At 50.4% G+C, this 23893-nt stretch carries 22 protein-coding genes, 1 pseudogene and 1 riboswitch; of the genes and pseudogenes, 15 read left to right on the forward strand and 8 right to left on the reverse strand.

The window, feature by feature from the left end; translation table 11 throughout:
• The first annotated feature begins 391 nt into the window (after nucleotides 1-391).
• The 7 genes from HW443_RS01365 (at nucleotide 392) to HW443_RS01395 (ending at nucleotide 6319) form a co-directional block, all read left to right on the forward strand.
• Complete coding sequence (locus HW443_RS01365) at nucleotides 392-2134, forward strand: aldehyde ferredoxin oxidoreductase family protein (RefSeq protein WP_176236967.1); 1743 nt, start codon at nucleotides 392-394, stop codon at nucleotides 2132-2134.
• 54 nt (nucleotides 2135-2188) lie between these two features.
• On the forward strand, nucleotides 2189-2446 hold the full coding sequence (locus HW443_RS01370) for a hypothetical protein (protein WP_176236170.1): 258 nt from the start codon (nucleotides 2189-2191) through the stop codon (nucleotides 2444-2446).
• Nucleotides 2443-2748: a ubiquitin family protein gene (locus HW443_RS01375; RefSeq protein WP_219853531.1), complete on the forward strand. Its 306-nt coding sequence runs from the start codon at nucleotides 2443-2445 to the stop codon at nucleotides 2746-2748. The genes HW443_RS01370 and HW443_RS01375 overlap by 4 nt, the downstream gene beginning before the upstream one ends.
• Nucleotides 2749-2755: 7 nt before the next feature.
• Nucleotides 2756-2986 carry a MoaD/ThiS family protein gene (locus HW443_RS01380; RefSeq protein WP_176236965.1) on the forward strand — a complete coding sequence of 77 codons (231 nt, stop codon included), beginning with the start codon at nucleotides 2756-2758 and terminating at the stop codon, nucleotides 2984-2986.
• A gap of 250 nt (nucleotides 2987-3236) precedes the next feature.
• Nucleotides 3237-3575 (forward strand): phasin family protein, encoded by a 339-nt coding sequence (locus tag HW443_RS01385; protein WP_176230440.1) that lies wholly within the window; start codon nucleotides 3237-3239, stop codon nucleotides 3573-3575.
• A gap of 168 nt (nucleotides 3576-3743) precedes the next feature.
• Nucleotides 3744-5420, forward strand: a complete 1677-nt coding sequence (locus tag HW443_RS01390; RefSeq protein WP_176236157.1) for an ABC1 kinase family protein — start codon at nucleotides 3744-3746, stop codon at nucleotides 5418-5420.
• A gap of 71 nt (nucleotides 5421-5491) precedes the next feature.
• A complete protein-coding gene (locus tag HW443_RS01395; RefSeq protein ID WP_176231638.1) occupies nucleotides 5492-6319 on the forward strand; it encodes a DUF1287 domain-containing protein in 828 nt (275 codons plus the stop codon).
• 59 nt (nucleotides 6320-6378) lie between these two features.
• Here HW443_RS01395 and HW443_RS01400 read toward each other — a convergent pair whose 3' ends face one another.
• From HW443_RS01400 to HW443_RS01425, 6 genes are all read right to left on the reverse strand, one after another.
• A complete protein-coding gene (locus HW443_RS01400) occupies nucleotides 6379-6996 on the reverse strand; it encodes a UbiX family flavin prenyltransferase (protein WP_176231639.1) in 618 nt (205 codons plus the stop codon).
• Between the two features lie 251 nt (nucleotides 6997-7247).
• The gene (gene ribH, locus HW443_RS01405) at nucleotides 7248-7721 is read right to left on the reverse strand and encodes a 6,7-dimethyl-8-ribityllumazine synthase (protein WP_176229921.1); all 474 of its coding nucleotides are present in this window, start codon (nucleotides 7719-7721) and stop codon (nucleotides 7248-7250) included.
• A 47-nt stretch (nucleotides 7722-7768) separates the two neighbouring features.
• Complete coding sequence (locus tag HW443_RS01410; RefSeq protein WP_176231640.1) at nucleotides 7769-9031, reverse strand: bifunctional 3,4-dihydroxy-2-butanone-4-phosphate synthase/GTP cyclohydrolase II; 1263 nt, start codon at nucleotides 9029-9031, stop codon at nucleotides 7769-7771.
• A gap of 1 nt (nucleotide 9032) precedes the next feature.
• Nucleotides 9033-9683: a riboflavin synthase gene (locus tag HW443_RS01415; protein ID WP_176231641.1), complete on the reverse strand. Its 651-nt coding sequence runs from the start codon at nucleotides 9681-9683 to the stop codon at nucleotides 9033-9035.
• A gap of 18 nt (nucleotides 9684-9701) precedes the next feature.
• The gene (gene ribD, locus HW443_RS01420) at nucleotides 9702-10892 is read right to left on the reverse strand and encodes a bifunctional diaminohydroxyphosphoribosylaminopyrimidine deaminase/5-amino-6-(5-phosphoribosylamino)uracil reductase RibD (RefSeq protein ID WP_176236898.1); all 1191 of its coding nucleotides are present in this window, start codon (nucleotides 10890-10892) and stop codon (nucleotides 9702-9704) included.
• A 229-nt stretch (nucleotides 10893-11121) separates the two neighbouring features.
• Nucleotides 11122-11237, reverse strand: a riboswitch (FMN riboswitch).
• 443 nt (nucleotides 11238-11680) lie between these two features.
• Nucleotides 11681-13783 carry a DEAD/DEAH box helicase gene (locus tag HW443_RS01425; RefSeq protein WP_176231140.1) on the reverse strand — a complete coding sequence of 701 codons (2103 nt, stop codon included), beginning with the start codon at nucleotides 13781-13783 and terminating at the stop codon, nucleotides 11681-11683.
• Between the two features lie 355 nt (nucleotides 13784-14138).
• Between HW443_RS01425 and HW443_RS01430 the strand changes: the two genes are divergently transcribed.
• The 5 genes and pseudogenes from HW443_RS01430 to HW443_RS01455 all read left to right on the forward strand — a co-directional run bounded on the left by HW443_RS01430 (nucleotide 14139) and on the right by HW443_RS01455 (nucleotide 20429).
• Nucleotides 14139-14780: an MtnX-like HAD-IB family phosphatase gene (locus tag HW443_RS01430; protein ID WP_176231141.1), complete on the forward strand. Its 642-nt coding sequence runs from the start codon at nucleotides 14139-14141 to the stop codon at nucleotides 14778-14780.
• Between the two features lie 112 nt (nucleotides 14781-14892).
• A complete protein-coding gene (locus HW443_RS01435; RefSeq protein WP_176231142.1) occupies nucleotides 14893-15378 on the forward strand; it encodes an FGGY family carbohydrate kinase in 486 nt (161 codons plus the stop codon).
• A gap of 69 nt (nucleotides 15379-15447) precedes the next feature.
• A pseudogene (locus HW443_RS13755) lies at nucleotides 15448-17178 on the forward strand (FAD-dependent oxidoreductase).
• Nucleotides 17179-17431: 253 nt separating this feature from the next.
• A complete protein-coding gene (locus HW443_RS01450; RefSeq protein ID WP_176231145.1) occupies nucleotides 17432-18736 on the forward strand; it encodes an FAD-binding protein in 1305 nt (434 codons plus the stop codon).
• Between the two features lie 271 nt (nucleotides 18737-19007).
• Nucleotides 19008-20429, forward strand: a complete 1422-nt coding sequence (locus HW443_RS01455; protein ID WP_176231146.1) for a heterodisulfide reductase-related iron-sulfur binding cluster — start codon at nucleotides 19008-19010, stop codon at nucleotides 20427-20429.
• Between the two features lie 24 nt (nucleotides 20430-20453).
• Here the strand turns inward: HW443_RS01455 and HW443_RS01460 are convergent, their stop codons facing one another.
• Together HW443_RS01460 and HW443_RS01465 are read right to left on the reverse strand one after the other, a co-directional pair.
• Nucleotides 20454-20657 (reverse strand): type II toxin-antitoxin system HicB family antitoxin, encoded by a 204-nt coding sequence (locus HW443_RS01460; protein WP_246273213.1) that lies wholly within the window; start codon nucleotides 20655-20657, stop codon nucleotides 20454-20456.
• Nucleotides 20658-20902: 245 nt separating this feature from the next.
• Nucleotides 20903-21166, reverse strand: coding sequence for a type II toxin-antitoxin system Phd/YefM family antitoxin (locus HW443_RS01465; protein ID WP_176231147.1), 264 nt, complete (start codon nucleotides 21164-21166; stop codon nucleotides 20903-20905).
• Nucleotides 21167-21419: 253 nt separating this feature from the next.
• On the opposite strand from HW443_RS01465, the gene nagA reads away from it, so the two are divergent.
• The 3 genes from nagA (at nucleotide 21420) to HW443_RS01480 (ending at nucleotide 23892) form a co-directional block, all read left to right on the forward strand.
• Complete coding sequence (gene nagA / locus HW443_RS01470; protein ID WP_176231148.1) at nucleotides 21420-22631, forward strand: N-acetylglucosamine-6-phosphate deacetylase; 1212 nt, start codon at nucleotides 21420-21422, stop codon at nucleotides 22629-22631.
• Nucleotides 22632-22656: 25 nt separating this feature from the next.
• The gene (locus tag HW443_RS01475) at nucleotides 22657-23031 is read left to right on the forward strand and encodes an Asp23/Gls24 family envelope stress response protein (protein WP_176231149.1); all 375 of its coding nucleotides are present in this window, start codon (nucleotides 22657-22659) and stop codon (nucleotides 23029-23031) included.
• 237 nt (nucleotides 23032-23268) lie between these two features.
• A complete protein-coding gene (locus HW443_RS01480) occupies nucleotides 23269-23892 on the forward strand; it encodes a GNAT family N-acetyltransferase (protein ID WP_176231150.1) in 624 nt (207 codons plus the stop codon).
• The last annotated feature ends 1 nt before the right edge of the window (nucleotide 23893 follow it).

The following is a 23893-nucleotide window of genomic DNA, read 5'->3' on the forward strand; positions in this document are numbered from 1 at the left end:
CATGCACCGCGGCGCACCACGTCGCATGAAAATTGGGTTATTTTCAAGGGAGAAATGGTTCTGGCCTCGAGCACGGTAGCCCAGGGATACCTGGCTTGGAGGCAGAGCGGAGGAGGTGGTGGCCGGGGAACAAGATAAGGACATCGTGAGGAGGATCTGTGTCGAACCAAGGAATTAGTATGACCATGGTTTCACAAGTGAAGAGGGTGTCCAAAAACTAAGGGCATTTTGCCCAAGGTGGGGAATTACTCCTACATGAGATCTGATTTTGAGGTCAATGTGGGAAGTTTTATGCGAAATTAGCTCCTTTTTAGGGGCGAAGTGGGGGATGACTTTTTGAAATTGGAGTTTTTAGACAGCCTCTGAACATCATACACGAGGAGGCTTAAGCATGAACAAGATTTTGCGAGTGAATATGTCCGACCTGACTTGCAGTTTCGAGGATGTGCCCCAGAAGTATCGTTACCTGGGCGGACGTGGATTAACCTCAGCCATTACCTGCGATGAGGTGCCGCCCACCTGCCATCCCCTGGGGCCCAACAATAAGGTCATCGTCGCCACGGGCGTCGTCACCGGCACCGCCGCCCCCACCTCGGGCCGCATCTCCATAGGCGGCAAGTCCCCCCTCACAGGCACCATCAAGGAGACCAACTCCGGTGGCATGGCTGGCCAGAAGCTGGCCCGCCTGGGGATCACCATCGTGGTGGAGGGACAGCCCAGGGAGAAGGGCAAGTTCTGGCTCCTCAAGGTGGATAAGGACGGGGCGGAACTCCTGCCAGCGGCCGATAAGTGGCTGGCCAAAGGGCTGTACGAGACCTACCCTCTCCTCTTTGCAGAGTTTGGGGAGAAGGTGGGCATCATCGGCATCGGCGTGGCCGGAGAGAGGCTGATGGCCAATGCTGGCATCTGCGTCAACGACCCCGAGAACCGTCCCAGCCGCTACGCTGGCCGTGGGGGGATGGGAGCGGTGATGGGTTCCAAGGGCCTGAAAGCCATCGTCATCGACGACGAGGGCGCTCCCGGCGTTCCCATCGTCAACAAAGAGGTCTTCGACACCGGCCGCAAGAAGCTGGTGGAGGCCCTGAGGACCCACGACGTCACCAAGCCCGGCGGGGCGTTGAACACCTATGGCACGGCGGTGCTGATCAACATCATGAACGAGGCGGGGGGCCTGCCCACTCGCAACTTCAGCTCTGGGCGTTTCGAGGGCGCGGCCAAGATCTCCGGCGAGGCCATCCACGAGGCCTGTAAGAAGCGGGGTGGAGTAGGCAAGACTGGACACGGCTGCTCCCCTGGCTGCATCATCCAGTGCTCCAACGTCTACCCCAAGCCGGATGGCACCGAGCTGGTCTCCGTCCAGGAGTATGAGTCGGTCTGGGCCTTCGGGGCCGACTGCGGCATTGACGACCTGGACGTCACCGGGGAGCTGATCCGCCTCTGCAACGACTACGGCGTGGACACTATCGAGGCCGGGGTGACCATCGGCGTGGCCATGGAGGCCGGGCTGGCGGGGTTCGGCGATGGAAAGAAGGCCATCGAGCTGATGCACGAGATCAGCAAGGGGACGCCTTTGGGCCACATCCTGGGCAACGGCGCGGCAGCCACAGCTAAGGTGTTCGGTGTGGTGCGCTGTCCCACCGTCAAGGGGCAGGCGATACCTGCTTATGAGCCGAGGGCAGTCAAGGGTATCGGGGTGACTTATGCCACCAGCAACATGGGGGCTGACCACACCTCCGGCTACACTATTGCTCCGGAGATTCTGGCGGTAGGCGGCAAGGCTGATCCCTTTGCTGTGGAGAAGGCCGAGCTCTCGCGCAACTTCCAGTCGGCCACGGCCGTCATTGATAGCTCAGGCTACTGTCTCTTCATCGCCTTTGCTATTCTGGACATAGCGGAGGGCTTTGAGGGAATGGTGGAGACCGTCAATGGCGTACAGGGCACCAGTTGGACCATGGACGATGTTACCAGAATCGGTCAGGAGATCATCAGGAAGGAGAGGCAGTTTAACCAGGCGGCGGGCTTCACTCCGGCTCACGACCGTCTGCCAGAGTTCATGAAGTACGAGTCTCTGCCGCCCCATAACACCACCTTCGACGTATCCGAGGAGATACTGGATCAGGTGTACGCTTTCTAAGAGAGGTCCCGGGAGCTGGGAAAGTGTCCTGGAAAAGGAGTCGAGAGACCTGTTATGCTTGAGGTTCGGCTGTACGGTGAGCTGCGCCGTTATGCTGAGGATAGGAGAGTGGCCAGCGAGTCCATTCTTCTGGTGCCCGTTCAGGATGGTGATACAGGGGAGGATGTAGTCAGACGCATCGGCATCGAGCTGGAAGACATCAGTAACACCTTTCTAAACGGGCGCTATTCAGCTTGTGCCCTCACCCTGAGAGTTAAAGAGGGCGACCGCCTGGGGATATTCCCCAGAAATATGGGACTTCTCTACATATGATGGCCATGTCAGAAGAGCAGAGCCTGATAGAGGTTCATCTCTATGGTCAGTTGCGGCGCTTCGCTCCGGACAGAGATGCGGCTGGTGAATCTGTAGCGCTGATCTCGGTAAAAGATGGTGAGACAATCCTGGATATAGTACGGCGTATGGGCATCGAACCCCAGGAGCTCAGCCACATTTTTCTGAACGCAGAATATTCCGGGCTTAAGCGCAGGATAGGGGCGGGGGACCGCCTGGGGCTATTTCCTTTGGACATGGGGCTCCTGTATAGACAGTATTTTCCCAAAAAAGAGAGTGACTGAATCTAATATGATTGAAGTTAAGCTGTACGCTTATCTGCCTAACATATCCAAATCCAGGCGTCGGGAACTGAAAATTTCCCCTGAGGAGGGCCTTACTGTTCAGGATATCCTGGTGAGGGAGCAACTTCCTCTGCAGATAGCCCGCGTGGTGATGGTGAACGGCAGACGCGTGGAGATGGACTATCTCCTTAAGGACGGAGATGAGATGGCTGTTTTCCCGCCTGTGGCCGGTGGCTAAGACTCCGCCTGGTCCCTTCTCGTGCCCGTAGAGCGGCTACTTCAACAATGAAGACTGGCACTTTTTGGAACGACTTCAATGCTCTCTTCAACGACCAAAGCTGCATTGTTGAGCGGAAGTGCCTGGAGTTTCTGACTCTTTTTACCTTCCCCCCACTCACTCTTTGTGATAACATAAAAATCAATCCAATTTGCTTATGAAACAAAGAGTCCAAATGGAATCGAGATTTAAAAGGGAGAGGTGAGCGCAAATGGCCGAATCCTTGGCAGAGAAAGCTTTTTTGGCCGGCCTCGGAGTGTTTGGCTACGCCAGGGAGAACATCAAGGAGTTTGTTGGGGATCTGATCAAACACGGAGAGGCTTCCCGGGCTGAAGGGAAGAAGCTGGTTGAAGATCTGGCCAAAAAGGGGGAGGAGGAGAGGAAGTTTATCGCCAGGGCCGTCAAAGAAGTGATCTTCAAGACTTCAAGAGTTATGAATGTGGCCTCTGCCACAAAACAAGAAGAGCTGGAGAAAAAGGTAGATAACATCGAAGCCAGAGTGGCCAAACTTGAGGCCGACCTAAAGGCGATAAGAACCGCATCCTTCTGAAGCTTCATTTCTGATATTGAGATCGGTGGCTCCAAATATCGGCATGTCCGAGTCGCCGATCTATTTATATATTTTTACTTTCAGTATCCCAAGCTCACTCTCGACAGAATTATCATCCCTCACAGCTATACTGGAGAAGATTTCTGAGGACAGACAGATGGAGATGCCGTGAACCTGTTGTTTCCGCCAGGCAGAATCAAGCACATTCAGCGCTATCAGGAGATCGTCCGGGTCTTCCTGGAAGAAGGGCTGACATCTTTAGTTAATCTATTTGGTGTATCGCGTCTGTTGTCTGTCCCCCTGAGGCTTCTTACTTCCCGAGCCAGAGCGGCAAAGGAACTCTCCCTGGAAGAGAGGATAAGGCTCACTTTGGAGAAGTTAGGTCCCACCTTTATCAAACTGGGGCAGATTCTTAGCACCCGCCCCGATCTCCTGCCTCGACCCCTGATATTCGAGCTGGAAAAACTTCAAGATGAGGTCAGTCCCATACATTTTTCGGCCATCAGAGAGCAGGTGGAAAGGGAGCTGGGCAGAGCTCTGGAGGATCTATTTAAAGAATTCGAGGAGAAACCGGTAGCCTCAGCCTCTATAGGCCAGGTACATGCTGCTGTGACCAGGAATGGGGACCAGGTAGTGGTCAAGGTAAAGAAGCCGGAGGCGGATAGGCTCATAGAGATAGATCTGGATATTCTGGTCACTCAGGCCAAATTCCTGGAGGAGCATACCGAGTGGGCCAGGAAGTACAGGCTGGTGAACGTAGCCCTGGAGTTTCAAAGGATCCTTCTCAACGAGATCGACTATATCGTCGAGGGTAGAAATATAGAAATATTTCAGAAAAACTTCAAGGACAATGATCATGCCCTCATCCCGCTGGTACATTGGGACTATACTACCAGGGGGGTGCTGACTATGGAGAGGATTCATGGCATCAGGCTCTCTGACCTCCAGGATCTGGATGAAGTGGGATATGACCGGCCCACCATAGCCAGGATCGGGGCCGAGATGTATTTTAAGATGATATTCGAAGATGGATTCTTTCATGCTGACCCTCATCCCGGCAATTTCCTGGTAGTCTCCGAGGACGTTATAGGTGTGATGGATTTTGGCACGGTAGGCAGGATAACCGATGAGACCAGAGCTCAGGTGAGTCAGTTGTTTGTGGCCTTAATTAACAAGGATGTTTCGGAACTGGTGGACAGGTTAATCGATGTAGGAATTGTGACCGAGGAGACGGACAAAAGATTATTAACCTACGATATAGATATGCTCATGATGCGTTATCACGATATTAGCGTACGTCAGGTGAGAGTAGCGGAAGCCTTAAACGATCTCTTCGGGGTAGTCTACAAACACAGAGTTATTATACCTACTGAATTGGGTTTGCTTCTGAAAACCCTGGTGACTCTGGAGGGTGTGTGTACCATGCTCGACCCTGGATTCAATTTGATAGAAGTGGGTCGCCCCTTCGCCTCCCAGTTGGTCAGCGAGAAGGCAAATCCTCTCCGGTGGGCCCCCGAACTGCTGGAAGATCTGAGACAGTTAAACAAACTACTGCGGACACTGCCGCAACAGATTAGTGACACCTTGAAACAGGTAGGAGAAGGGAAGCTGAAGGTAAGCCTTGATCATTTGGGTATGGGTGGCTTTATGAACACACTGAGAAGGGTAATAGATCAACTATCTCTCAGTATCCTGATCGCCAGTTTCGTTCTCGGTTCATCCTTGATCATTGCTCAGGGAAGACTTCTTCCCCCAGGGGTTATGCCCCTGACTTTCTTGATCTTAGTCCCGGCGGCACTGCTAGGTTTATGGTTAGTTTTTTCTATCTTCACCTCTCGAAAATAGTTAATGACCAGGTCTGCCGACACGGTGAGAAGCCCAATTTTACTGCCAGGGAGATAGTCTAGAGAAATAAGATGTTCCAACTAAGCCGCAGGCTGGTAGTCAATATTATACTGTTACTCCTTCTAGTCCTGGCGGTGGCATCCTATCAAACCAACTTCAAATTATCCCCGCCCAGATCCCAGGCCACCCCCCTGGTTCATCTATTGCCCAGAATAAAGGTTCTGAGCACCGACTATCTGGATATAACTTCTGATATGGACAATGATGGCATAAACGATCAGCAGGATATTCTGGAAGGGGCCAGGATGGAGGTCCGTAACCGGACCAGGAATATTCTGGACATGGAGGACAAGACCAACTATTTTTCGGGCGGAGATCCTCCTCCAGATCGGGGGGTTGCTACGGATCTGATCGCCAGAGCTCTTAAAAATGCTGGTTTCGATATTCAAAAGATGGTAGATGCGGACATGAGGGCCGATCTGGAAGCTTATCCTTTGGATAGATGGAATCAGTTAGCTCCTGACCCGAATATTGACTATCGGCGGGCCGAAAACCTGATGGTCTTCTTTAACCGCCATGCTCAGGTTTTAACCACCTACATCGATCTCAAAGATCCGGAAAACCTGAACCAATGGGCGCCTGGGGATATTGTGTTCTGGGATGTCAATGGAGATGGTGAAGTAGATCACGCCGGCATTCTCAGCGATAAAGCCAACAAGGAAGGCCTACCCATGGTCATCCATAACTTTCCCGACCCGGGCTACACGGCAGAGGAAGATGTTCTCAGGAAATGGAGGGTAGTGGGCCACTACCGTTTCCCTGGGCAGAGCTCTTCTCCTCAGCAGGTGGAGCAGAAAGAGGACACCCAATCTGGACAAAGGGAAGAAACTACCCCATAGATATAGCGAGCCGCTCTGTTGGGCTGAGTGGAGAGGCGAAAGGAATCGATGAGGATGTACTAGTCTGGATGATAGCCTTCCCATCTTTTGAACAGTTTATGTTCGGCGCCCAGCAGGTCCAGGATTTTCCCCACCATGAAATCGACTATGTCTTCTACTGTCTGCGGTTTATGATAGAAGGCGGGCATGGCCGGCACTACCTGGGCCCCACATCTCTTTAAAGTGAGCAGGTTTTGGAGATGAATCTCATTAAGGGGGGTCTCGCGCGGCACGAGAATGAGAGGCTTATTTTCTTTTAACATGACATCGGCCGTACGAGTGATGAGGTTTGAGGAGAACCCATGGGCGATGGCAGCAACAGTAGCCATGCTGCATGGACAGATAATCATACCTGATGCTCTGCTGGAGCCGCTGGCGAGGGGGGCTAATAAGTTATCGTAGTGGTAGTAAACTACACGGTCATCCTCCTCATCTAATCCGAACCATGCTCGAAGCTTACCGCTGACCATATCTTCGTCACCCTGGACAAGGAAATTCATCTCCTGCTGGAGGATCAGCCAGCCGTTTTTGGAAATGAGGAGAATCAGCTTCTTACCTCTACTCAGGAGTTCTTCAGCTAGTCTCTTTCCGTAGATAGCTCCGCTGGCACCAGTTATGGCCACTACTAATTTACTCACTTGCTGCGTTCCCTTTTCGCAGATTGTTGATCTCTACTTAGACAAACAATAGATCCTCATTTTCATGATTCGAGGGCGTGGTTCCCAAATGATAAACCAGTTACGAAATTAATGCCAACATGAGACTGCAGCCCTGGATGAGCGCAAGGGTGAGAGTATCATCGTTCGTGGGCGATGAGATTGGTAATGAGAAATTACCTCGAAAACGAACCGAATATTTTCGTAGGCGATCGCCGCACCATGACAGATTACTATGTGTTTCCTTTCACCTCCCGCAACAGGTTGGCCATCTCTATGGCGGCCATGGCCGCATCGTAGCCCTTGTTGCCTTCTTTAGTCCCAGCTCTCTCTATAGCTTGTTCGATAGAATCGGTAGTCAAAACTCCGAATATGGTGGGGACTCCTGTCTCCAGTCCCACAGTGGCTACTCCCTTAGCTACTTCGCTGGCCACATACTCGAAATGAGGAGTCCCTCCCCGGATTACTGCTCCCAGGCAGATAACCGCATCGTATTTGCCGCTCTGGGCCATAACCTTGGAGACAAGGGGTATTTCAAAGGAGCCGGGAACGTAGGAGATCTCTATGTCGGCCTCAGCACACCCGTGTCTCTTGAGAGCATCAAGAGCTCCATCCAGAAGCCTATTACTAATGAATTCATTAAATCTTGCCACCACGATGCCAAATCTCAATCCTCGAGCCGCTAAATTGCCTTCGTACAGTTTCACCACTGGCCTCCTTGTCTACTTAAGACGCAATAATTACCTGAATAATTTCAACTGCCTTCTTGGGCTGTCTTACTATGGGCTTTGGTTAGATTACTGACTTCCTCCTCCTCGATACCTTCCAGAAGATGGGCAAGTTTCTCTTTTTTGGTCTTCAGATAGTTGATATTTTCCGGGTTGGGATTGGTGATCAGGGGCACCCGTTCTACCACTTTCAGTCTGTATCCTTCAAATCCAACGATCTTTCGGGGATTGTTGGTCATCAGCCGAATAGTAGAGAGACCCAGATCGGCCAGGATCTGGGCGCCAATACCGTAGTCTCTCAGGTCAGGAGGAAAGCCCAGGGCCTCGTTGGCCTCCACAGTGTCGATACCGCTGTCCTGAAGCTCATAGGCCTTGAGTTTATTGCAAAGACCGATGCCTCTTCCCTCCTGTCGAAGATAAAGAAGAACTCCCTGGCCCTCCTCTTCGATCATACGAAAGGCCTCGGCCAACTGAGGTCCGCAATCGCATCTCAGGGAACCGAAGACCTCTCCGGTGAGACACTGGGAGTGCACTCTGACCAGGACATTTTCTGTACCTGCTACCTGGCCTTTGAGCAGGGCTATGTGGGTATTATCATCCAGCGTATTCTTATAAGCAATGCCCTTGAAAACTCCATACCTGGTAGGCATCCTCACTTCAGCAACCCGATAGACATGCTTTTCCGTCTTCCAGCGATATTCAATAAGAGAGGCGATGGTGATGATGTCAAGGCCAAATTTCTGGGATATCTCCTCTAGCTGAGGAAGGCGGGCCATGGTCCCATCCTCATTCATTATCTCGCAGACCACGCCGGCTGGGAAAAGACCCGCCAGGCGGGCCAGATCAACAGCGGCTTCGGTATGGCCAGCCCTCTTGAGAACACCCCCCTCCGTTGCTCTCAAAGGGAAAATATGGCCGGGCATACTTATGTCTTCTGGTTTGGTGTTGGGGTCGATCACAGTGAGAATGGTAGTGGCCCGATCGTAAGCCGAGATGCCCGTACTTATTTTGCCCTTGGCTCCAATGGAGACGGCGAAATTGGTCTTGTGGGTGGAGGTATTGTTAGTCACCATAGGGGGTATCTTGAGCTCATCCAGTCTTTTGGCCTCACAGGGCATGCAGATCAGACCCCGGGCCTGCTTGGTCAGGAAGTTGATGGTCTCTGGCGTGACTTTCTCTGCGGCCATAATGAAGTCTCCCTCATTTTCCCGGCCTTCGTCATCCACGACGATAAGAAATTGACCCTCTTTTATATGTTGGATAGCCCTTTCTATAGAACAAAACGGCATTTTAACCTCCCAGAAAGCCCTTGTTTCTTAAAAGGTCCAAGAGGCGGCTCTCTCGATCCCGTTGGTCTGAGGAGATAAGCTCCTTGATGTATTTAGCTATGATATCGGTCTCTATATTGAGTTTGTCTCCCACCTTTTTGTACCTCAGGTTGGTAGTGTTCTCGGTGAAGGGAATTATGGAGACCTCAAAACAGTTGTTCACTACTGAGACCACAGTAAGACTGATCCCCTCCAGGGCTACCGAACCTTTGGGGGCAAGGAAAGGGCGCAGTTCGGCATTGAACTCTATGCGGATCATCTTGGAGTTCCCCACCTGGGTTACGGAGACAAGCCGACCCACTCCGTCCACATGGCCAGTAACCAGATGTCCTCCCAATCGAGAGGAGAGAGTCAGGGCTCGTTCCAGATTAACCCTGGCCCCGAAAGCCATGTCCGCAATGGAAGTCCTCTGCAAAGTCTCTGGAGTTGCGTCTGCCCAGAACGATTTCCCATCTATGGATTTGACCGTCAGGCACACCCCGCTGACACAAACGGAATCTCCTACCACCATACCTTCCAGTATCTTCTGGCACCTGATCTGGATAGAGATAGAATTTGAGCTTCGCTCTACTATACCTATGCTGCCCACTTCTTCGATGATTCCGGTAAACACTTAATGATTCCTCTCTGCTTAACTCCTCTGTTCTTCTGGTTCCGGATAAGTTTCCCTCAAATCGGGAAGCTCACCACGGACTCTACTGGATTCCTTTGATTCTGGATAAGCCTCAATAAAGATATCAGCTCCCACCCGTCTCACCCGGTTGAGAAGGAGCCCTTTGGCCTCTCGTATCAGACATATGTCCAGGTCCTCCACCAAGGGACGAGAACCATGGTTTCCGATGATCAAAGGGGCCACAAAGAATAGCAGTTTATCAAAAAGGTTCTGTCTCAACAGAGAAGTGACCACCCTCGGCCCGGCCTCCACCAGAATGGAGGTGATTCCCTTTTCATAGAGGTTCTTTAGAATATGGCCGAGGCTCAGCCCATATTCATCGGGTTCGACCTCTACAACGTCCACACCCTTTCTCTTCAGAACATCTTTTTTCTTCTCATCTGCATCCATAGCCGTGAAGATGATAGTTCTAATTTGGCCGGCAGACTGAACTATCCGGGAATCCAGCGGAATTTTGAGACCAGAGTCCAGGATGGCGCGGACAGGATCTCTTCTATCTCTGGTGTCCAGCCGGCAGTTCAGCAGAGGATCGTCACGGAGAACGGTGCCTATTCCCGTAAGAACGCAATCGTATTGGTTGCGAAGCTGATGGACCATCTTTCTGGACTCGGCCGAGCTTATCCACCTGGAGTCGTAGGTTCTGGTGGCCACCTTTCCGTCCAGGCTCATGGCTATTTTGATGGCCACGAAGGGCATCCTTTTAGTAATGTGCTTGACGAAGATCTCATTTTGCCGTCTTGCCTCTTCTTCCAAAAGACCAGCAGCAACTTCAATCCCTGCTTTTCGGAGAGTCTCAGCCCCTCTTCCGTTGACTCTTGGATTGGGGTCGGTCAGGCCAATGATAACCCGGCCTATTTCCTTTTGGATGAGAAGGTCGGTGCAGGGAGGCGTTTGGCCCTGGATGGGGCAGGGTTCCAGGGTCACGTACATGGTTGAACCAGCCACCTGATACCCTCGTTTTTCCGCATCCTTGATGGCAACCACCTCGGCGTGATCCTCCCCTGCTTTCCTGTGATATCCTTGGCCGATAATTTCACTTCCTGAGACCAGAATAGCTCCCACCAGAGGGTTGGGACTGGTTCTTCCTCTGGCCTTCTCAGCCAGGCGGATGGCTTTTTTCATCATTTTGATATCAAAGTCGGAGAACATTGTTTGCGTCTCTCTCAAAGCTGGTGCCCACCGTTGCCCATTTAACATGTTATTTTTCAATGTGAACTAGCTAGAAAATAGCCAATATTTTCAGGTCTGTGGGAGATGTTTGCCTCATGGGAAATTGCCTGGAAAATGGATCCCCCATTTTCACCTCGAGGGTGCAACCCCAGCACGATAAATTGCCAAAAAATAAGCCATGGAGAAGATTCCATGGCTCACATCTCATGAAACTCTTCTCCCATCCAGACTCTTACTGTCGGTCCTGGTATCTAACCAGGTCTGCCTGAAGGCTCGCGGACTGTAACCGCCGATCGGGAATTTCACCCTGCCCCGAAGAGCACACTTACTTTATTCGATTGAGTGAAATAATAGCAGAAGGGGAGAGGGAAAACAATAGAGGGGAAGATCGATGCTCTCGGGTTTCTTATCGAAGAAGTACGGAAACTTGGCATAGCCCTGGAAATACCCGGGCGTCGAAAGGTCGCCGAAGTAGAGCGCGCTCGGCCCTCATCAAGAAGCTTGAAAGCAAGCTAAGAGAGTTGGAAGAACCAAAATTACTAATCCCGTCTGTGATAGCTATAGCTTAATGAACAATGCAATCTGCCGCCAAAATTTTGTGCCTATTATTCGGGGAGGACTTTTCTACCAGACCGGTGAGGCGCATAATAAGATTAACCCTACAACGTCATTTACCTGAATACATACAATATGTTGTGGTTCAATTAAAGAAATTGCCCTACATATTGAACCAAGATTCTTAAGTATCGCTGTAGGGTTAAGCAAGTCTAAATCCTGACCACCACCAGATCCCGATACAGTATCTCTATGCCCTCTTTCACCTTTTCCACCAGGGGATCTTCAGGTTTCAGATACTTCAGCATCTCTCTCATCATCTCCACGGTCTGGCGTATGTTTCTAATAATATCTCCTTCATCCAGAGAGCTCAACTCGCACAGGTCGCCAAAATCCAGCCCTTGACTCCAGAGATAAATGGATCCGGCACTACGGAAGTTAGGTCCTGCAGTAATAGGCCCGATTCTCCTTTCCCGCCGCTGGATGGCTCTGAATATTCTCTCGATCTCTAGTCTCACCCTGTGACGCAACCTTGCTGGGAGCTGTTGCTCCAGCCCGTCTCTCTTATCGCTATCATAAACCAGGGCTGAAACTATGGCCCCTATCTCTCCAGGAGAAAGCTCATCCAGGAGGCCGGCCTCAACTATTTCGGCCAAAAGGAGCTCGTTGTTACCGTGAAGCTGGCGTAGCGAAAAGCCCTTCTCGGTTAAGCTCTTGTTCTCTAAATACCCGAACTCTTCCAAGATGGCCACAATACCGTAGAAGGCGAGGTCGAAGTATGCCAGGTTCAGGTGGTGTTGTCTGGCTAAGAAGTAGGCGAAGCTCTTTTTGAGATAGGGAAGAGTATTCTGGTAGCCGTGATTGTGGATAAGATTAAGAATGGTGTTATAGGAAAATCGGAAATTGGAAGTTATGGGTTCCGGCTCACCGGTGGCTATTTCCACTACCTGAGCCAGGGGTGTCCAGATCTCAAAAGGAATTAAGGCATGACCGATCTCGTCTATTCCTCGACGGCCGGCCCGGCCAGTGACCTGGATGTATTCGGTGGCCGTGAGAGGCCGGTGCTGGCCGGTAGAAGTATACTTGGCGAAGGAGCTGATAACAGTAGTACGGGCAGGCATATTAATGCCCAAAGCCAGAGTCTCAGTAGCAAAGACGATTTTGAGAAGTCCCTGATTGAAGAGCCTTTCTACGCACTCTTTAAGAGCTGGAATTAAGCCAGCATGATGGACTCCGATTCCCTTCTTAGCCCAGGAGAGGATATTTTTAGTCTGATCTAATTTCAGTTCCTCGCTGGTAAGGCCAGCGGCAAAGTAATCAGTAAAGACCTCGATGCTTTTTTGTTCTTCATCGGTGATGAGCGAGACAGAACCGGTGGTCCATTTTCTTCCCCTTCCTTTGATCCTCTTATCTGCTCTTCTCTTATTGGGATTGGGGAAGTCGGAAGGGGGAAGAGAGAGCTGGTTGCTCAGCCGGAAAGCGGCCAGATCACACCCCTTGCGGCTGAACTTAAAGTAGATGGCAGGAAGCATGTCCCGATCGCGGAGCTCGGAGACAATAGAACTTTCCAGGGTGGCTACCCATCTCTCCCCAGCGTATTTGTGATAGAGCTGAGCGGGCCGGACGGAAGAAAGAAAAGCGTTGATTTTTCGCTTGAGACTCTTTAAAGTTGCTCTTTCCACTCCCTCAGGAGTAATCAGAGTATAAAGTTCGCTTTCCCAGTAGTAATAGTGGATTAGAGGGACTACTCTCTCGTAATGGAGGATTACTTCCATATCGGTACCCTTGAGCTGAGATACCCAGCGACCAAATCTCTCGATCTCTCCGATGGAGGCAGACAGACAGAGCAGGGGGATCTCCCCAGGGCAGCTTATGATGACCTCCTCCCAGACCGTTCCTCTCTCTTCATCACAGATATAGTGGATCTCATCCAGAACGGCATAACTCACATCACCAATAGAGCCTATATCCTGGTAGAGAATATTTCGAAAGATCTCCGTAGTCATGATGACGATCTGGGCATCGCGATTAATGGTGATATCTCCAGTGATCAGCCCCACCCTATCCGGGCCAAATCTCTCTTTGAAATCCCTAAATTTCTGGTTAGAGAGGGCCTTTAAGGGGGTGGTATAGATTATCCTGCCCTGTTTCTCCAGGGCTTTCTCGATGGCATATTCGGCGATCACCGTCTTTCCCGAGCCAGTGGGGGCAGACACGATAATCGAGCAGCCTCGATCGATATGCTCCATAGCCTGGATCTGAAAGTCATCGAAGGAAAAGGGATATTTTTTTTGGAATTGGTCAATAGTAATCATGTGTCTGCTGTGGCACCTCTTCTGTGTAGACGGGCTTTGTTTTCCTCTAGATTATAGCCCGGGCAACGCTCCGTGCCTATCTGCTTCTTTGAACCTCCACAATCCCTGATTAGTATAACATGAGGGAAAGATTCTATTTTGGCTGGTCTGCTTTTGCCCTCTCCATCTGTAGACATTCTCATCTGCAGAGAGAAGGGAGAAACCGTTGAGGGGCCACCAGTTGTTAAGGAGGAGAGTATCCGCTAAGATTTAGGTTACGTAGAAAATAGGTTTCCATTTTCGTTGTTCAGGGTGCGCCTCCCCGAGCGAGAATTAGCTTGTAGCCGAAAAACCTGACCAGAAAGGACCAGCTTTTATGGACAAGGAAAAACGGAATTCACGTACCATTATAATTTGTGACTTTGACAATACTATCACAAAGGGCGATGTGACTGATTACATTTATCTGAAATACCTGGGCGACAAATTCTGGGAAATTAATGAGCTCTGGGAGGCAGGACGGATAGGTACCCCCGAGGCCTATGAGATGGGTAGCGCTCTGGTCAGGATTACCCCTGAGCAGTTTGATCAGGCCGTCGACGAAGTGGAGATTGACCCCTATTTCCCCGAGTTTTACCAGTTCTGCCGGGATGAGGGCCTGGAACTCTATATTGTCAGCGATGGGCTGGACCGCTACGTCGAGAGAGTTTTACGTAAACATGGTCTGACGGAAATACCCGTCTATACTAACAGCGTAAGTTTCCAAGAAGACAGGATGGTCATGAGCTTTCCTTATCAGGACGAGGAATGCGGTCTATGTGGGACCTGTAAGGAGGCCATCCTGGAAAAGCTAAGGGGCGAAGGAGACCTGGCTATATTGATTGGTGATGGCGGCTCCGATTTCTGTGTGGCTCACTCAGCCGACATCGTATTCGCTAAAGGCCGTCTGAAAGACTACTGTGAAGAGAACGGAATCCCCTTTATACCATTTCAGAGCTTTCAGGACATTCTGAAATAGTTCAGAGAAGACGGAATGGCCCGGTGGAAAGAGGGGCTCACCAGGGAGAAATAAATCCTGATCTGATGAGAGGCTACCTTTCCTTTTAGGTTTTTATGGAGGAAGCTAATAAATGGAAAAAAAGTATGTTGCAGCCATAGACCAGGGTACTACCGGAACCAGATTTATGATCTTTAACCATTCGGGCCAGGTGGTGAGTTCGGCTTACCGGGAACACCGTCAGATCTATCCTCAGGCAGGCTGGGTGGAACATGATCCGCTGGAGATATGGGTTGGGACCCAGGAAGTGATCGGGGATGCGCTGGAGAAAGGGCATGTGGATCCCAGGGAGATTTCCGCCGTAGGGGTAACCAACCAGAGAGAAACTGCTGTCATATGGGAAAAGGCCACTGGTCAGCCCATAGGCAATGCCATCGTCTGGCAATGTACCAGAACCAGAGAGATCTGTCAGGAGCTTCTAGATCAGGGCCTGGAAGAGATGATCCGAAATAAGACCGGCCTGGTCATTGCTACCTATTTCTCTGGCCCCAAGATCAAATGGATCCTGGACAATCTAGGCTTCTCCCAAAATCTGAAGTTGGTAGAACAAAAGGGATAATGTCAGGATTAGATAATGGAAGAATAATGACAGAGGTTCTTTGTAGCCAGGTCCCGAAGGAAATTCGCCGTGAATGACAGTAACAAATACACAGTCCTGGTCATTGGCGGAGGAGCCACAGGAACTGGTCTGGCTCGAGACCTGGCCCTCCGGGGTGTGGATACGATCCTGGTGGAGAGAGAGGATCTGGCCTCAGGAACCACGGGCAAGAACCACGGTATCCTCCACAGCGGAGCCCGCTATGTAGTAGCAGATCCCCCTTCTGCCACAGAATGTGCTTAGGAGAACCCCATCATCTCCCGCATCGCCCGACACATTGTGGAGGACTTTGGTGGCTACTATGTCCTCACTGAAGAGGATGATCCCCTCTACCGAGATGAGTTTATTTCCGCCTGCCGCAGGACAGGAGTAAGAATTGTCGAAGTAGCCCCTCAAAAACTCTTAGAGAAAGAGCCCTACCTCACTTCTCGGATCAAACGCTCCTATCGTATTCAGGATAAAGCTATAGATATGTTCCGCCTTTGTGTTCTCAATGGCTACGATGCCTCTCTTAGAGGGGCAGAGGTGAGAACCTATACTGAAGTGGAGGGATTCAGGATTACCGATGGCCTCATCCGGGCCGTGAAGGTGAGAGACACTCTCTCCGGCGAGCAATATGAGATAAAAGCAGACGTAGTAGTTAATACTGCCGGTCCCTGGGCTGGAATCGTTGCCAATATGGCTGGAGAGGAGCTACCTCTTCGGCCCAGTAAAGGAACTCTAGTAGTTACAGAAAGGAGGATCTTTAATAGTTCGGCCATCGGCCATCTCCGCTATCCATCCGACGGAGATCTCATTCTTTCCCACAATGCGGTGTCCATTCTGGGAACTACCTCCATAGATGTAGACGATCCAGATCTGGCCCGCCCCACCAGGGAAGAGACCTTCAAGATAATAAGGGAGGGTTGCCTTCTGGCCCCTTCCTTACGGGAAGCAAGATTTCTGAGATCTTTTGCTTCAGCCAGACCCCTTCTTCCTGCTGGAGAAGAGAGGGGACGCCAGGTCAGCCGTACCTTTGCCGTAGTGGAGCACAAAAGCCCAGCTAATCTGGTAACGGTGGCCGGAGGGAAAGCTTCCACTTACCGCCTGATGGCCCAGGTGGCTGCTGATCTTATCTGTAAAAGACTGGGGATCAGCGCCGATTGCACTACTCATCGACAATGTCTGCCCGGAGCCGAACACCTTCTCCCCTGGAGGAAGCTCAGCGGAGAAGGCTTAAAAAGCCAGCACTGCTCCAAAGCCCTCTACTGGAAAAAGTTCAATGGTGGGTATTCAAAAGTTAACAATTATCTTCATACAGGTGTGGACCCTGGCAATATTCTGAGCCCCGCCAGCCCAGAAGACACCATAGAGAAAAAGTATCCTTATCTATCAGAGCAGGTAGCCAGAAGGACTATCCAAAGGTGGGGGTCTCTGGCTGAAGAGATCTTTTGCTCTCCCGGGCGAGAGGAGATTCTCTGTAGTTGTGAGTTTGTGACCCGGGCTGAGGTGGAATTTGCCATTGACCGCCTCTGGGCCAGGAACATCGAGGACATCAGAAGAAGGACCCGACTGGGCATGGGTCTGGGTCAGGGAACCGAATGTGTAGATAAGCTTCTACCCGTTCTCCTGGAAAGAGGATGGGACATCAAGGATATCCACGCTCAGGCCCGGGATTTTCTGGACAGAAGATGGAAGGGCTGTACCTATGTAGCCTGGGGACATCAGCTCCGGCAGCTCCTGGTTATGCGTCATTATTTTCTGGTCAATTTTGGTGAATAAGACCCTGAAAAGCCTTCTTCTTTTTGTGGTTCGGGAGTGAGCGGAGGGTTCTTATCAATTTCCATAAAACTTAACTTTTTCCTTCGAACTGGGAGAATACCTGGCCGGGCGGGATAGCCATTTTACTAATGTAAAGAAAGAGACTGGATGAGTACAGGGAGGTCGTCCGTAGAGGTCCTCTCATGGATATGATGGTTTTTATCGGAGACTATTTTCATTACACTATGTACCAAAGATGGGAGTCTCTGCCAGGATGTCAGATATCTTAATCATTGGATCGGGAATAAGTGGCCTGATGGCTGCCATAAAATTAGTCCGGGAGCATCAGGTCAAAATAGTATCCAGCGGTTATGGCTATAGTTCTCTTTCTACAGGCAATATTTCCTTTTTGAATTGCCCTTCTTGCTCTGAAGATGTCATAAACTCTATGAGAAAGCTGCCCAAAGACCATCCATACCATACCTTTGGTCTGGTGGACCTGGCCGGCATCCCTCCCGTAGTGGATATTCTGGTGAGCAACCACAATGGTCAGAACAGGTATATCCCTACTGCAGGAGGCTTTTTCTACCCTTGTTATCTGGTACAACGCACCATGCTCAAAGGGGATCTGGAATATCTCAAAAGAAGACGGGTGGGGGTACTACATAGCCATTATCTGGCTGACTCTCTAAAGTATGTGGCCGAGCAAAGATTTGGTGTTAGCCTGGATGTCGAGGGCTATCCCTATGACCAGAGAAGAAGTCTCTGGGAACAGATTAAGGAACTGCGGAGGGCAGAGGTGGTAGGAATTCCCCCTCTTCCTGTCATTGATCCCGACCTCACTCACAGGCACATAGAGGAGCTGGAAGAGAGCACAGATAAGGAGATCTTCGAATACATCTCCCTTAACCCCTCCTATCCGGCTTTGCGTCTCCTTCACTCTTTGAGAAAGGCTGCTCTTCAGGCCGGAGCATCCCTGGAAGCACAGGATACGGGCCGTTATGCCAGGATCGTGGGTTCCAGGACAATGGATAACTTAGTGGAAGCAGTCTATACTTTATCCTGCTCCTACCAGGCTGACTACTACGTCCTGGCCACGGGAAATCTGATCTCGGGAGGTCTGGAAACCTTCCTGGATCTGGAAAAGGAGGAGGTTAGGGCCAAAGAACCCATTTTCGGCCTTCCTGTGATTGGTGAGCCAGAGGTAGCTTTTCATCTCGCTGGGGACAGTTCATCAGAAGTTACCAGGAGTCTCGCCCAAGGCAGAATGTCGAAAAATGTGGAGGATGGGCCAATAAGGGGAACTGGCGATAGAAAGAATGGGATGCAGAAAGACAAAGGTCACCTGGCCACAATGAAGACTTCCATACTCGGGTCTGTGGAATTCAGGGTGGAGAAAAGCAGCAGCCACCCCATCACTCGTCTCCGGGCTAAAGTAGACGAGAGCTTCCGCACCTCTCTGAACAATCTCTATGCCATAGGTTCTCTGGTGGGAGGATGTGAACTCCGCGGAGCTTCTGATATTAGTGGCTTTTCTTATCTGAGTGGCCTGGCTTTAGGAAGTCGGCTGCACTTATAGCCAAAGTCAGAGGCATCAATTAAGTCTTATCTATATTGGTAGCGGCTACTTGCAAAAGGCGGAAGCCAGATGAATGTCTGCGATGAAAGCTGTCCGACCCTGTACTCGGGAAAATCGAACGTCCGGTGGGATGGGAAGGGGATGGCCAACCAGCCATGATGGGGCTAGTGAGGCACGCTCAAATGAAATGGGGAGAAACAGATAGGCCCCATCTACCGCTGCCTAACCATTCCTTTACCCTGGATGGGGAATGGAGGGAAGCCGTTCCGTCATGGCGAGAAAAGTAGCTTTGGCCAGGGCAATCATTCCACAAACAGAGAAATGTATTAAGTGTAACAATTGCATGACCATATGCCCCTTGGCTGCGCCTACCAGCTGGGGCACGGAGACTTTTGTCCAACTCACTCGTTTCCCTCAGCTCCTCACCTACGATCCTCTCTTCTACTGCTTTTACTGCCAGCTCTGTCCTGATGTTTGTCCCATGAACATAGATGTCCCTCGGGCGGTGGAGGAGATGAAGGAGAGGTTTAACCGAGAGGAGAGGGGAAGGCTCATAAACTTTCTCCTTAGCCAGGCCGATCTCATGACCAGGATGGGGAGCCGCACCGATCCGGTTTCTAATATATGGCTACGATTTCCTCTAGCTAGAGCCTTTCTAGAGAAAACTGTGGGTATTGATCGGCGGAGGGATTTCCCTGAGTTTGAACGTCAGACCTTTCGCCAGTGGTTTTCCCGTCGCAGCCAAGAAATAGCTCCAGCCTCTTCTGGCAGAATCCAGATCTCATCTACAACAGAGGAATCTTCTCAGGCTGCGCAGCCACGGGAAGTGACGGGCCAAGGAGTAGAAAGGCCATCCGCGGGAGCAACACAACCCAGCCGTGAGAGAGAAGACCACGATAAGGCCCCACCTTGGGCAAAGAAACCATTTGTGGGGATAGCAAACACCCAGCCAGCCGCCCCCCTTCCCTCTAAGGACCTAAAGGTAGCCTACTTTGTAGGCTGCTTTGCTGACCGATGTGATCCTCAGCTAGCCCAGACTCTGGTGAAGATCCTGGAACAAAATGGAATAGAAGTTATTGTGCCCGAACAGAAATGCTGCAGCCTGCCCCAACTGGCCTATGGGAGAACCCAGGACTTCCACAAAAATGCCGGGTTCAATCTGAAGGTACTGAGTCAGGCAGTGAGGGAAGGATACCAGATAGTCACAGCTTGTGACTCCTGCGCCCTGGCGCTAAAAAGAGAGTACCCCCACTTTTTGCCAACGGAAGAGGCAAGAGTAGTAGCAGGAAGAAGTTTCGAAATCTGCGAATATCTTTTGATGCTACGGTATGAGGGAAAGCTGGCCCTGGATTTGAAGGAGGTTCCCCTAAGAGTAACCCATAAGACTTCCTGCCACGCCATTGCCCAGGGAACTCAACAGGCAGGGCTCAGACTTGTGGATTTAGTGCCAGGACTGGCCAGAGTGGAAATCCAGGACAACTGCTGCGGCATAGGGGGAACCTTCGGGTTCAAGCACGAGAGTTTCGACATCTCCATGAAAATAGGAGAGAGGCTCTTTCGGGAGATAGAGAAGGCGGAAGTTGACCGGGTCATTACTACCTGCCCTACCTGCAAGTTACAGATTGAGCAAGGCACCGGCATTCAGACTATCCATCCTCTGGAGCTCCTTTCCACGGCATACTGGGTGGAATAGACTAATGTACGGATTGCAGTGTCATCAAAAATTTATGGGCTCTCCTTGAGCGACCATATCCTCAACACAACACTTAACTGCATCCTGAATGTACAATAGTGCCTCCTCTTGCGTATTTCCCCAGGTATAACAGCCTCGAAGAGTAGGCACTGAGGCATTCCAGCGGCCATCTTCGTCTTGTTCCAGTTCCACTCGAAAGATATAAGTCTTCATTGTTCTCTTCACCATATTGTTAGATTTCCTGGTTTCTTAAGGATATTTATCTCTTGTCTTTTACTAGATGGTATCCTAAAAGCGTCTACCTAACAAGTCCTCGTTTGAGCTGAGCGAAGATGAAAGGTCAGAGAAACGATAGAGGAGGAGAAAGGACAGACTTATCAGAATCAGAAGGGGGAACAGAAACAGGTATTTTTTCATTATCTATGGAGAAGTTCAGCGAAGGTCAATGACGAAAATATTACTGTCGATGAAGACTACCTCCTCTTTCTTGACCAATTAATTGCCTCCTTCCAGTCTCTGAAAAAGGGCTCACTTCTATTCAAAGTCTCCTCGATCTCGCTCCAGGCCTGGTTGAAGGGGCGCAACTCCATGGTTTGGAAGGTCTTTTCCTGATCAGACGGAGACATAATAGCAAGAGGTTTCCCTCTTCTGGTTACCAGGACTTTTTCCCCTTTGGCCACATATCTCAGGGCCTCTCCGGTTCGGTTTTTTAGCTGCTTCGCAGTTATAACTTTCAATGGGCATCTCCTTTACTAGCTACTTTATAGATATAATAGCTACTTTTTCTAAGAACCTCAAGACCTCACCCAAACAATGGTCCAGGTGCTTCAATTAGAATTTCTTTTGCTTGCTTCTTGTCTAACTCTTTCAGTGGCTCTTGTGCTACAGTGAGTATTGAGCCTTGTGCAGTACAAACCCCTAATGTTTAAAATAGAGTGCTAAAATATACTTTTCTGGTCTTGACTGCCAACGGAGAAGAGGAGGCCTATTTTGGAAAAAAGTGAAGCAGGAAGAGCAATTATTATCAAGAATGGAACACTCATTACTCCTTTTGAGAAGATAGAGGAAGGCTTTCTAATCATAAAAATGGGAAGGATAGCTCAGGTAGGGGTAGGCCAGCCAAGGGAGATAACCCAGGCCGCGGAAGAGATCGACGCCAGAGGCTTGTATGTATTACCCGGTTTCATTGACCTCCATATCCACGGTGGAGGCGGACACGATGTCATGGAAAGCTCCTTCTCAGCTCTGAACCAGATATCAAAAGTACTTGTGAAAGAGGGGGTCACCAGTTTTCTGTCAACTACCATAACCACATCCCAGGAAGACCTTTTGACGGCTACACAGTCAGTCAGAAAAGCTATGGGGAGAGGCACCGAAGGAGCGGAGATCCTGGGAGTGCATCTGGAAGGGCCATACCTCAACTCCAAAAGGGCTGGAGCTCAGCCCCAGGAGTTCATACGGCTCCCTTCTATAGAGGAGGTCAAGCAATACATCTACGCCTCTGGCGGCAAAGTCAAGATATTATCTCTCGCCCCAGAAATAGAAGGGGCTCTGGGTTTAATCAGGTTTCTGGATAGAGAAGGCGTAGTTCCGGTCATAGCCCATTCCGATGCTAGTTATGAAGAGACACTATCAGCCACAGAAGCTGGATTGCGCCATGCCGCTCACACCTTCAAGGCTATGAGCGAGTTTCATCACCGGGAGCCTGGTGCTGTCGGAGCTGTTCTGGCCCTGGATTCCATTACTGCAGAAGTGATTGCTGATGGAGTCCACGTTCATCCAGCCTCCCTCAAAATCCTAATAAAGTGTAAAGGCTATGAAAAGGTAGTTGTGGTTAGCGATGCCATCATGGGCATGGGTGCTCCCGACGGAGAGTATCAGCTGGGAGGAAGAACAATAATCGTTCAAAAGGGAGCTTCCCGATTCAAGGATGGAGGCATTGCTGGCAGTGCCATGAGTGTGGGCAATGGAGTAAAGAAGCTGATCAGATGGCTGGATCTGGAACTTCCTCAGATAATTCAGATGGCCACTTTTAATCCGGCCCGAGCCATAGGAGAAGAAGGGCACAAGGGCAGTCTGGAAGTAGGTAAAGATGCCGATATTATCATTTGCGACCAGGAGCTGAGTGTAAAAATGGCTATGGTCAGAGGGCGAGTAGTCCCTCAGGAGTCAGGCGGTAGGACTGAAAATATGCTAATATAGGAGACAATTAAAAGCGGAGGTCTCCTTGGCCACACCAAAAGAGAAGCAAAACCTGAAAAGTGATAAGAGGGATAAGATTGAAGTTGAGGAGGATGTCATTGCCACCCTGGCTGCCGGTGCTGTCCAGAGAGTTCCTGGTGTTTACAAAATGCATGGCAGCGTAGTGGGCGACTTGATTGGTCTTCTGGGTAAAGAAGCTCCCTCTAAGGGCGTTCACGTGAGATTTGAAGAATCCGGAAAGGTCAGTATCGACGTCCATTTAGAGGTCGAATACAAAAGCTCCATTCCTCAGATAGCCAGCCAGGTGCAGCAGGAAGTCAGAAAATTTGTGGAGAGCACGGCCTCCGTAGAAGTGGAGAAAGTGCGGGTCTTTGTGGAGGACGTCCGCCCGGCGGAGTGAAGGCGGAAAGACCGAAGGTTTTCTTTAGAATCATCCCCAGTCTTTGAAAATAGGGCATTTCTTAAAATATTTGCCTTAGGATACTTGGCGTTCCTGCAAAAAAGTCGAAAAGCGAATCTTTAGCACCTTTTTCCGAAGCTAAATCAGGTGGTAAATTGATCAAAAATCTGTTTTTTGCAGCGGCGCCATGGTTACTCAATTAAGTTGGTCGGGAAAATTGCCCAAGGGAGGCAAGGGTTGGTTGAGAGGAGACTTCTGGATATTACCCTGGAGAGACTGAAAGACATCCCTTTGCCATGCCGAGAATGTGCCCATTGGGAGATGCACAGCGATAGCATAGATTATGTACCTCGGGAGGAGGAAAGGATCCAGAAAGAAAAATGGTACTCCTGGGGATTGGCCAGAGGAGAAGCTGGTGGAAAGCTATTTTACTATGGCAATCAAGGAATTGCTTACGCCCAATTTGGCAGGCCCCCTCTCTTTCCGCGCCTTTCATCCTATGGAGTAGGGGGCCTGGTCGGTCCGGACGCTATCTTTCTCTCCTGTCTCTTTGTAGCAGAGGGCTTTCGGGGCCGGGGGTTTGGGACCCTCCTGCTCAGGTCTATTTTGAAGGATCTCTATAAGAGTAAAGCCAAAGCCATAGAGACTATACCAACAGGTGGGCCTTTTCCAGCCAAACCTTCTGATTTGGTAGGCTTCTTTCTCCGAAATGGCTTTCATATCAAAGAAGATGACCCCCAGCACCCTCTTCTTAGACTTGATTTCAAATCTCTGGTCAGGGTCCAGGACGGGCTTCAGGGTTTTCTGGACAGAATTAAGATGTCTCTTCATTACGGAACCAGGGCCCCCGTGGCCCGGTAGA

Origin of the sequence: Candidatus Hakubella thermalkaliphila (genome assembly GCF_013281975.1) — a bacterium.
Lineage (GTDB): Bacteria > Actinomycetota > Humimicrobiia > Hakubellales > Hakubellaceae > Hakubella > Hakubella thermalkaliphila.